This window comes from Amycolatopsis japonica (assembly GCF_000732925.1).
GTDB classification, from domain to species: Bacteria; Actinomycetota; Actinomycetes; order Mycobacteriales; family Pseudonocardiaceae; genus Amycolatopsis; species Amycolatopsis japonica.
The window spans coordinates 4,391,777-4,399,090 of the sequence record NZ_CP008953.1; the positions used below are offsets into that span (position 1 = coordinate 4,391,777).

At 69.9% G+C, this 7,314-nt stretch carries 5 protein-coding genes; 3 read left to right on the forward strand and 2 right to left on the reverse strand.

Annotated elements, in window-relative coordinates:
• Nucleotides 1-30: 30 nt before the first annotated feature.
• Complete coding sequence (locus tag AJAP_RS20495; RefSeq protein WP_038514162.1) at nt 31-1,074, reverse strand: FecCD family ABC transporter permease; 1,044 nt, start codon at nt 1,072-1,074, stop codon at nt 31-33.
• A 102-nt stretch (nt 1,075-1,176) separates the two neighbouring features.
• Here AJAP_RS20495 and AJAP_RS20500 point away from each other — a divergent pair, with 102 nt between their 5' ends.
• From AJAP_RS20500 to AJAP_RS20510, 3 genes are all read left to right on the forward strand, one after another.
• The gene (locus AJAP_RS20500; RefSeq protein WP_038514165.1) at nt 1,177-2,862 is read left to right on the forward strand and encodes an ABC transporter ATP-binding protein; all 1,686 of its coding nucleotides are present in this window, start codon (nt 1,177-1,179) and stop codon (nt 2,860-2,862) included.
• Complete coding sequence (locus AJAP_RS20505) at nt 2,859-4,610, forward strand: ABC transporter ATP-binding protein (RefSeq protein WP_038514168.1); 1,752 nt, start codon at nt 2,859-2,861, stop codon at nt 4,608-4,610. Before AJAP_RS20500 ends, AJAP_RS20505 begins: the two co-directional genes overlap by 4 nt.
• 113 nt (nt 4,611-4,723) lie before the next feature.
• Nucleotides 4,724-5,809 carry an iron-siderophore ABC transporter substrate-binding protein gene (locus tag AJAP_RS20510; RefSeq protein ID WP_038523498.1) on the forward strand — a complete coding sequence of 362 codons (1,086 nt, stop codon included), beginning with the start codon at nt 4,724-4,726 and terminating at the stop codon, nt 5,807-5,809.
• A gap of 385 nt (nt 5,810-6,194) precedes the next feature.
• Here the strand turns inward: AJAP_RS20510 and AJAP_RS20515 are convergent, their stop codons facing one another.
• On the reverse strand, nt 6,195-7,220 hold the full coding sequence (locus tag AJAP_RS20515) for a metallophosphoesterase family protein (RefSeq protein ID WP_228694989.1): 1,026 nt from the start codon (nt 7,218-7,220) through the stop codon (nt 6,195-6,197).
• Nucleotides 7,221-7,314 lie beyond the last annotated feature (94 nt).

The following is a 7,314-nucleotide window of genomic DNA, read 5'->3' on the forward strand; positions in this document are numbered from 1 at the left end:
GCTCCTTGATCGCGGTCCCCTTGCCTGGTGTCACAGCCGGGCCAGCTTCCTGCGGCGGCACAGCGCGATGAACACCGGCGCCCCGAGGAACGCGACGACGATCCCCGCCTGCAGTTCCTCCGGCGGGTTCAGCACGCGGCCGACGACGTCGGCGCCGATCAGCGCGATCGGCGCGAGCAGCATCGAGTACGGCAGGACCCAGCGCTGATCCGGGCCGACCAGCATGCGCGCGGCGTGCGGCACGGCGAGTCCGAGGAACAGGACAGGGCCGATCGCCGCGGTCCCCGCGCCGCAGAGCAGCATCACCACGATCGCGCCCAGCACCCGGGTGCGGCCGACGTGGGCGCCGAGCGCCTTGCCGGTCTGGTCGCCGAGCGCGAGGACGTTGAGCGGGCGGGCGAGCAGCAGCGCGATGATCACGCCGAGGACGACGAACGGCGAGATCTGCAGGAACACGTCCCATTTGCGGCCGCTGAGCGAGCCGACGTTCCAGAACCGGAACTGGTTGAACGTCTCCGGCATCAGCAGCAGCACGCCGACGATGTACGCCTGGAGCACCGCCATCACGGCCGAACCGGCGAGCACCAGCCGGTCCGGCGTGGCGCTGCGGCCCGCCGAGCCGAGGACGTACACCACGACCGAAGCGATCGCGGCTCCGGCGAAGGCGAACCAGATGTAGCCGAGCACGCTGGTGACACCGGCGAACGCGATCCCCGACACGACGGCGGCCGCGGCACCGGTGTTGACGCCGAGCAGGCCGGGGTCGGCGAGCGGGTTCCTGGTGAGTGCCTGCATCACCGCGCCCGCCAGGCCGAGTGCCGCCCCGACGACCAGGCCCAGCAGGGTCCGCGGGATGCGGAGGTCGTGGATGATCACCGCGTCGGTCGAGCCGTCGTTGTGCCACAGCACCGACCAGGTGGAGGTGAACGGGATGCTCTTCGACCCCACCCAGATGCTGAGTAGGAAGACGAGCGCCAGCAGCGCGAGCCCGACCACCAGTCCGCCGGCGCGGAACGTCCGTGCCGCCGCGCTGGGCGGGGACGCCGCTTCGGGCGGGCGTTCGGTGACGACCACGGGACCTCCTTCGAGTGAGGCGAGGCTAACCGAACGCCGGAGTTCACCTCAACGAGCTACCTACTTAGACTAGCCTTACCTACTCCCCACAAGGAGGCGCCGGTGACCGCAACGGCCACCACCAGCCGAAGCGTCCTGCGCCAGGCGATTTCCGGGCAGCGACGGCAGGTCACGCTCGCGTCCGTGCTCGCCGCCGGGCATCAGGGCGGCGAAGCACTCGTCCCGGTGATCATCGGCGTGGTGATCGACCAGGCGGTCGACGGCGGTTCCGTGGGCACGCTCGTGTTCTGGCTCGCCGTGCTCGCCGTGGTCTTCGCGGGGCTGTCCTACAGCTACCGGTTCGCCGCGCGCGCGGCCGAAGGCGCGTCGCTGCGGGCCGCGCACGACCTCCGCATCGCGATCAGCCGCCGGGTCCTGCATCCCGGCGGTGGCGCCGAGAACGGCAAGCTCGCCGGGGAACTGGTCAACATCGGCACCAGCGACGCGCAACGCGTCGGGGTCGTCAACGCGGTGCTGCCGTTCGGGATCGCGGCGCTGGCCGGTGTGCTGGTCAGCGCGGTCGCCCTCCTGCGCATCTCGCTTCCGCTGGGTCTCCTCGTACTGCTGGGCACGCCACCGCTGCTGTACCTCGCGCATCTCATCGGCAAGCCGCTCGAACGCCGCAGCGAAGCGGAACAGGAACGGTCCGCGCACGCCTCGGGGGTCGCCACGGACCTGGTCTCCGGGTTGCGGGTGCTCAAGGGCATCGGCGCCGAACCGGCCGCCGTCGCCCGCTACCGCGGCACGAGCCAGGACTCGCTCAAGGCGACGCTGCGCGCCGCGCGGGCCAAGGCCTGGCACGACGGCGCCGTGCTCGCACTCACCGGCGTCTTCATCGCGATCGTCGCCCTCGTCGGCGGGCATCTCGCGGCGTCGGGGTCGATCAGCGTCGGCGACCTCGTCGCGGCCGTCGGGCTCGCCCAATTCCTGCTCACGCCGTTCCTGATCTTCTCGTGGGTCAACGGTGAATTGGCGCAGGGCCGCGCGTCCGCGTCCCGGGTCGCCGACCTGCTGACCACGCTGGCCGCGGTCGAATCGGGCGACGGCGAACTCCCGTCGCCCGCCACCGGGAACGTCCGGCTCGACGCGGTCTCGTACGGCAGCCTCCGCGGTGTCGACCTCGACATCCCGGCCGGACAACTGATCGGAGTCGTCGCCGCGGATCCGGCCGCCGCGACCGATCTGCTCGACTGCCTCGGCCGGGCGGGCGATCCGTCCGAGGGCAGAGTCGACGTCGACGGCGTCGATCTGTCCACTGTGGACCCGGAACGGGTGCGGGAGGTCGTCCTGGTCGCGGCGCACGACGCGGACCTGTTCGAAGGGACGCTAGCGGAGAACGTCCACGCCGGGGACCGCCCGCTCGACGAGGCACTGGCCGCGTCGGCGGCGGACGAGGTCGCCGCGGCGCTGCCGGACGGCACCGGGACCGCGGTCACCGAACGCGGCCGTTCCCTTTCCGGCGGCCAGCGGCAACGGGTCGCGCTCGCCCGCGCGCTCGCCGCGGACGCGCCGGTGCTCGTCGTGCACGACCCGACGACGGCGGTCGACACGGTGACCGAGGCGAAGATCGCCACCGGGCTCGCCCGGCTACGACGAGGACGGACCACGATCCTGGTGACCACGAGCCCCGCCCTGCTCGCCGTGGCGGACCGCGTCGTCGTGCTCGACGGCGGCCGGATCACCGGCGAGGGCGGCCACGCCGAACTCGTCCGCGATCGCGCCGACTACCGCGCGGCGGTGCTGTCATGACGCGCGAACTTCTCCCCACCGCCGACGGCAAGCCGATCCGGGCGGTCCTCGGCAAACTGCTCCGCACGTCGAAGGCCCGTGCCGCGGGCGCGCTCACGATGCTCGTCGGCGCCACCGCGATCGGGCTGCTCACCGCCCGCCTGCTCGGCCACATCGTCGACCTGGTCATCGAAAAACGGCCCGCGACCGAATTGGCGACGCCGGTGGTGGCGCTGGTCCTGGTCGCCGTCGCGCAGGCGATCGCGACGGCACTGGGTGTCTCGCTCACCGCGAAACTCGGCGAAACACTGCTGGCGGAACTGCGCGAACGGTTCGTCGAGCGCGCGCTGGGGCTCCCGCTGGAGCAGATCGAACGCGCGGGCTCCGGGGACCTGACCGCCCGTGTCACCAACGACGTCACGGTGGTCGCGAGGGCGGTCCGCGAAGCCCTGCCCGAACTGGGCCGCTCGGTGCTCACCATCGTGCTGACTCTCGGCGCGCTCGCCGTCCTGGACTGGCGGTTTCTGCTCGCCGCGCTACTGGCGGCGCCGATCCAGCTGCACACCGTGCGCTGGTACGTCCGCAACGCCGTTCCGTTGTACGCGAAGCAGCGGATCGCGACGGGTTCGCAGCAGCAGCAACTACTCGACACGATCGGCGGCGCGAAAACCGTCCGCGCGTTCCGGCTCGCCGACGCCCATGTGGAGCGTGTGCGGCAGCGGTCCGAGGGCGCGATGGACCTGATGCTGCGCGGTGTGCGGCTGATGACGAAGTTCTTCGCCCGGCTCAACCTCGCCGAGTTCATCGGGCTCTCGGCCGTGCTCGCGGCCGGTTTCCTGTTGGTGGGCGCGAACGCGGTGACCGTCGGCGCGGCGACGGCGGCGGCGTTGTACTTCCACAGCCTGTTCGGCCCGATCAACACCGCGCTCGCACTGGTGGACGACGCGCAAGCGGCCGCCGCGAGCCTCGCCCGGCTGATCGGAGTCGCCGACCTGCCCGCGCCGCGCGAACCCGAGCGGCCGGCGAGGCCCGTCGACGCGTCGGTGAAGGCGGCCGGGATCTCTCATTCCTATGTGGACGGACATCCGGTGCTGCGGGACGTCGACCTCGACCTCTCCCCCGGCGAGCGGGTCGCGCTGGTCGGGGCGAGCGGGGCCGGGAAGACGACGCTGGCCAAGCTGATCGCCGGGATCCACACCCCGGCCGCGGGAACGATCTCCGTCGGCGGGGTCCCGCTCGACGAACTCGGGCCCTCCGCCACCCGGCGGGCGGTCGCGCTGATCAGTCAAGAAGTGCACGTCTTCGCCGGTTCGCTGGCGGACGACCTCCGCCTGGCCCGTCCGGACGCGTCCGACGCGGACCTGGTGGCAGCACTGGAAAAGGTCGGCGCACGGGGCTGGGCGGAGGCGCTGGGTCTCGCGACCGTCGTCGGCGAGGGCGGGCATCGGTTGACGGTGACCCAAGCTCAGCAGCTGGCGTTGGCGCGGCTGGTGCTCGCGGATCCGCCGATCGCGATCCTCGACGAGGCGACCGCGGAAGCCGGAAGCGCGGGCGCGAAGACCCTCGAAGCCGCCGCGGCCGCCGCCCTGGAGGGACGGACCGGTCTCGTCGTCGCGCATCGGCTGACGCAGGCGGCGGCCTCGGACCGCGTCGTCGTGCTCGACGCGGGCGTGATCGTCGAAAGCGGGACACACGACGAACTCGTGGCCACGGGTGGTCAATACGCAACACTTTGGGCGGCCTGGTCGGACAACCGTTCACAGACGTGATCCGGGACGCAGCGTCACCGGTTGCAATCGGCCCGTCGGCGTCTTAGGTTAGCCAAACCTGATTCTCGATTAATCCGGCGTCCCGCCGGACCTCCGATCACGAAGGACGGATGATGGCCCGAATCCCCACCCTCTCCGCCGTGCGAGGGCGCCTGAAGACCGCCGGTGTACTGGCGTCCGCCCTGGTGCTGGCCGCCTCGCTCACCGCGTGCGGAGGAGGCGGCGAGTCGGCCACCCCGGCCGCGCAGAACTCCGCCGGCTCCGCGGTCGACGCGAACGCGTTCCCGACCACCATCGAGCACAAGTACGGCAGCACCACCATCACCCAGGAGCCCAAACGCGTCGTCACGGTCGGCCTGACCGAACAGGACGCGCTGCTCGCCCTCGGCGTGGTCCCGGTCGGGGTCACCGAATGGCTCGGCAAGTACCCCGGCACGATCGGCCCGTGGGCGACCGACAAGCTCGGCGGCGCCGCGCTGCCCGAGGTGCTCAAGGACGTGGACGGGCCGCAGTACGAGAAGATCGCCGCGCTGAAGCCGGATCTGATCATCGCGCTGTACTCCGGGCTCACCAAGGAGCAGTACGACAAGCTGAGCCAGATCGGCGTCCCGGTCGTCGCGCAGCCCAAGGAGTACAACGACTACGGCATCCCGTGGAACGAGGCGACCAAGAAGGTCGGCCAGGCCGTCGGGCGCGCCACCAAGGCGAACGAACTGGTCAAGGCCGTCGAGGACAAGTTCGCCCAGGCTCGCAAGGAGCACCCGGAGTTCGCGGGCAAGTCGGCGCTGATGGCGTCGACCTACGAGGGCTATTTCGTCTACGGCAGCCAGGACGGCCGCTCGCACATCCTCGAATCGCTCGGTTTCAAGCTGCCCGCCGACCTCGACGCCGTCATCGGTGACAAGTTCGGCAAGAGCCTCAGCGCCGAACGGACCGACCTCCTCGACCGCGACGCGCTCGTCTGGCTCATCGACACCCCGGCCAAGGCGCAGGAGATCCTCGGCAAGGACGCGCTCTACACCGGCCTCAAGGTGGCGAAGGAAAAGCGCGAGGTCTTCATCGAGAACGAAGGCAACTACGGCAGCGCGGTCTCGTTCGTGACCGTGCTGAGCCTGCCGTACGTGATCGACCGGATCGTCCCGCAGCTTTCCGCGGCGGTCGACGGTGACCCGAAGACCGAGGTCAAGCCGGCCAGCTGAGCCTTTGGCCGATGCGCGTGAAGGCCTCCTTCCCTCGGCTGAGCCGAGGGAAGGAGGCCTTCACGCGCTATCGGGCGCGTGCTCGGGCCGAACCGGCGCTTTCGCGTGTCTGAGCGAGCGGGGAGGATTTGGGACGTTGAGCGTCCGGAATCTTCCCCACTCGGCCCGAACCTTGATCAACGGAGGATCGGGGACGTTGAGTGTCCCCAATCCTCCGTTGATCAAGGTTCGAACCGGCGCTTTCGCGTGTCTGACCGGACGACACACGTGATCAGATGGACGACACGCGAGGCCGCCGCGAGCCGTCCGTCCAGTCACGCGTGTCGTCCGTCCGAACACGCGTGTCGTCCCTCCGGTCACGCGAGTCCGACGGTTCCCACCGTCCTTACCACTCACGAGGCCGCGAGTTGTGCAGTGGAACGGTGATCTGCTTCAGCCAGGTCTTCGTGGTGAAGTCGCGGGCCTTGATCACCACCGAGCCCGACGAGACCTCGACCTGTAGCCCCTGGTTGAAAGCACCGCCGAGGGACACTTCCCCGCCCTTGCCGTCGTCCGTCCACCCGGTCTGCACGGCCGCGGTGTTGACCACGGTGAACCCTTCGAGGTTGCCGGTACCCGGGACCACCCGGCGGACCACCCAGTCCGACAGGTTGAGATCCCAATGCGTGTGCCCGGAGAACAGGAACACGTCCCGGTATCGGCCGAGGATCGAAAGCAGCCTGTCGGGCTGCAGGTAGTCGGACCGGTAGAGCTTGTTGTGCGTACCGGAAACCGTGTTGGGCAACGGATGATGGGTCAGCACCATCACCGGGCTGCGCCGGTTCGACCAGTATCGAAGCCGTTGCTCCAGCCAGGTGAACTGGCCGTCGCTCATCCAGACCTCGTCCCACAGCTTGGGGTCGTGGTACTTCGCGTACCGCTCGGTCCCGAGGCAGAGCGCCGGAACCCCGCCGAACGACGTCTCGCTGTAGACGGTGTTGCGGCCCGCGAACCGGTAGAAACTGCGGAACAGCGAATCCTCGGTCGTCCCGTTGGGCCAGGTCTCCTGGGCGAGGGTGTCGGGATCGCGCCATTTCGGGACGTAGAACTCGTGGTTGCCGATGGCCCACGCCACCTCGCGCGGATGCGGGTGCTTGTCGAAGGTCGAGCGGAGCTGGGCGTACTCGAAGTCGTAGCCGCGCGGGGTGAGGTCACCCGCGATACCGAGTCCCGCGCTGCCCGGGTTGATCGCGTGCAGGTCGTCGAGCGCCTTGCCGAAGTCGGTGAGATCGCCCTGGATGTCACTGAGGATGTTGAAGCGGACGACCGGCCCGCGCGGGCCCCACTTCCCTTGCGCCTCGGCCTGTCCCGGCAGCATCGTCACCCCTGCGGCCGCACCGCCGGCGGCCACCATGAACGCTCTTCGATCCATAACCCGAACGCTACTCACGTTTTATGGCCGAAATCGGTCGCGCTTCTGAACAACGCAAGTCCGTGAAGGCCTCCTTGAGAGACCAGAAGTCCCT

What these genes read in the sequence shown, in the direction of transcription:
- AJAP_RS20505 (WP_038514168.1), top strand. Translation starts at nt 2,859, where the DNA reads ATGACGCGCGAACTTCTCCCCACCGCCGACGGCAAGCCGATCCGGGCG.
- AJAP_RS20510 (WP_038523498.1), top strand. Translation starts at nt 4,724, where the DNA reads ATGGCCCGAATCCCCACCCTCTCCGCCGTGCGAGGGCGCCTGAAGACC.
- AJAP_RS20515 (WP_228694989.1), bottom strand. Translation starts at nt 7,220, where the DNA reads ATGGATCGAAGAGCGTTCATGGTGGCCGCCGGCGGTGCGGCCGCAGGG.